Here is a 2,404-nt window from a genome sequence, read left to right on the forward strand (position 1 = left end):
TTGACCGCGCTCGCTGAAATTCCCCACTGACGCTCATCGAAATTCCCCACCCGTGTGGCTCCGCCGAGAAGGGCGGGCCTCCCTCGAAGCTGCTGGTGTCTGACGCCAGTTGCTTCACCGAAGGAGGCCCGCTTTCTCATGCTCACATGGGAGGACGATTTGGAAGTACATGCCCTACGCCGTCGTGGCTGGTCGATCTCAGCGATCGCCCGCCACACTGGTTTCGACCGCAAGACGGTCCGCAAGTATCTGGCCGGTGGCGGCGAACCGGGGGTCCGTGCCCGCAGCGGTCCGGACCCGTTCGATCCGTTCGTCGACTACGTCACCGCCCGGTTGACCGAGGACCCGCACCTGTGGGCGCGCACCCTGTTCGACGAGCTCGAGCAGCTGGGGTTCGGCCTGTCGTATCAGAGCCTGACGCGCAACATCCGGGCCCGGGATCTGCGTCCGGTGTGCGAGGCGTGCCGCACGGCCACACAGCGCCCGAACGCGGTGATCCCGCACGCCCCGGGTGAGGAAACCCAATGGGACTGGCTGGAATTGCCCGATCCGCCGGCATCCTGGGGGTGGGGCAAGACCGCGCATCTGCTGGTGGGCTCGCTAGCGCATTCGGGCAAGTGGCGCGCCGCCCTGGCGCCCTCGGAAGGCCAGCCGCACCTGGTCGCCTGCCTGGACCGGGTGACCCGAGGCCTGGGCGGGGTCACGCGGGTGTGGCGTTTTGACCGGATGGCCACGGTGTGTGATCCCGGCTCGGGTCGGGTGACCGCGTCGTTCGCCGGGGTGGCCAAGCACTACGGCGTCTCAGTGGCGGTCTGCCCGGCTCGGCGGGGCAACCGTAAGGGTGTGGTGGAGAAGGTCAATCACACTGCGGCGCAGCGCTGGTGGCGGACGCTGGCCGACGAGGCCACCGTGGAGCAGGCTCAGGTGAGCCTGGATCGCTTCGCCGCGGTGCGCGGCGACACCCGGCTGCGGGCCACCGCCGACGGCCGGTCCTCGGTCGCTGTGGTGGCCAAGACCGAGCCGTTGGCACCTGCGCCGGCGTCGCCGTATCCGGTGATCGTGTCGGAGACTCGCACAGCGTCGCGGCAGGCGTTGGTGTCCTATCGCGGTAACCGTTATTCGGTGCCCCCGGAACTGGCGGCGGCTCAGGTCGTGGTCAGCCATCCTGTCGGTGGCCAGTTCTGCGACATCGCCACCACTGGCGGGATCGTGATCGCCCGCCACCGGATGGCCGCCGACGGGCTCGGGGTGATGGTGCGCGACAGCGGCCATGTCATCGCCCTCGATACCGCCGCGATGGCCACCGCCACCACCGGACGCCCACACCGCCGCAAAGAACGCATCCCACCCGGCCCAGCCGCCAAAGCCGCTGCCGCACAACTACTGCGGCTCGATGCCGAAACAATCCAAACATCAACTCCATCAACCAATTCCACCGTCATCGACCTGTCCGCCTACGAGCGGGCCGCCCAGAACAGGACCATCCAATGACCCCCACCCCACGCACCCCGAAGACCACTAGGGCCGCCGCCGAGGAGGCGCCGTCGGCAGCCGCGAGCCGCTATCAACAGCTGCGCTCGCATCTGGCCGAGCTCAAACTGGCTGCCGCCGCCGAAGCCTTGCCCGCCGTCTTGGACCAGGCCAGCGCCGAAGGACTCTCGCTCACCGTCGCCTTGGAGCGGCTGCTGGCCGTCGAAGTCGAGGCCAGCACCGCGCGCCGCCTAGCGGGCCGGTTGCGGTTCGCTTGCCTGCCCACCCCGGCCACCCTCGTAGATTTCGATGTCGATGCCGCCGCCGGGATCGACCGCAAGCTCATCGATGAGTTGGGCACGTGTCGCTACCTCGAATCGGCGACCAACATCTTGCTCATCGGCCCACCGGGCACCGGCAAGACACACCTCAGCGTCGGCCTCGCCAGAGCTGCCGCGCACGCCGGCTACCGGACCTACTTCACCACCGCCGCGGATCTGGCCGCCCGCTGTCACCGCGCCGCCATCGAAGGACGCTGGGCCACCACCATGCGCTTCTACGCCGGACCGACGCTGCTGGTGATCGACGAACTGGGCTACCTGCCGTTGCCCGCCGAGGCCGCATCGGCGCTGTTTCAGGTTGTCTCCCAACGATATTTGAAGACCAGCATCGTCATCACCACCAACCGCGGGGTGGGTGCTTGGGGCGACATCCTCGGCGACACCACCGTCGCCGCCGCCATGCTCGACCGCCTGCTGCACCGCTCCGTGGTAATCAACCTCGACGGCGAGTCCTACCGCCTACGCGACCACCAAGCGGCCGCCGAAACGCTACGCCGAACCACCACCGGCAACCGCCAACAACTACACTGACCGCTGCTCACAGGTGAGGAATTTCGGCGAGCACACCTGAGGACTTTCGACGAGCGCGATCA

2 protein-coding genes are annotated in these 2,404 nt (G+C 68.2%); both read left to right on the forward strand.

Features of this window, described 5'->3' with window-relative positions:
- The first annotated feature begins 138 nt into the window (after positions 1–138).
- The gene (locus tag AU187_RS16400) at positions 139–1,491 is read left to right on the forward strand and encodes a Mu transposase domain-containing protein (RefSeq protein WP_059166925.1); all 1,353 of its coding nucleotides are present in this window, start codon (positions 139–141) and stop codon (positions 1,489–1,491) included.
- Positions 1,488–2,342, forward strand: coding sequence for an IS21-like element helper ATPase IstB (istB, locus tag AU187_RS16405; protein WP_059166926.1), 855 nt, complete (start codon positions 1,488–1,490; stop codon positions 2,340–2,342). Before AU187_RS16400 ends, istB begins: the two co-directional genes overlap by 4 nt.
- Positions 2,343–2,404: the final 62 nt, after the last annotated feature.

This window comes from Mycobacterium sp. IS-1556 (genome assembly GCF_001499985.1).
Lineage (GTDB): Bacteria > Actinomycetota > Actinomycetes > Mycobacteriales > Mycobacteriaceae > Mycobacterium.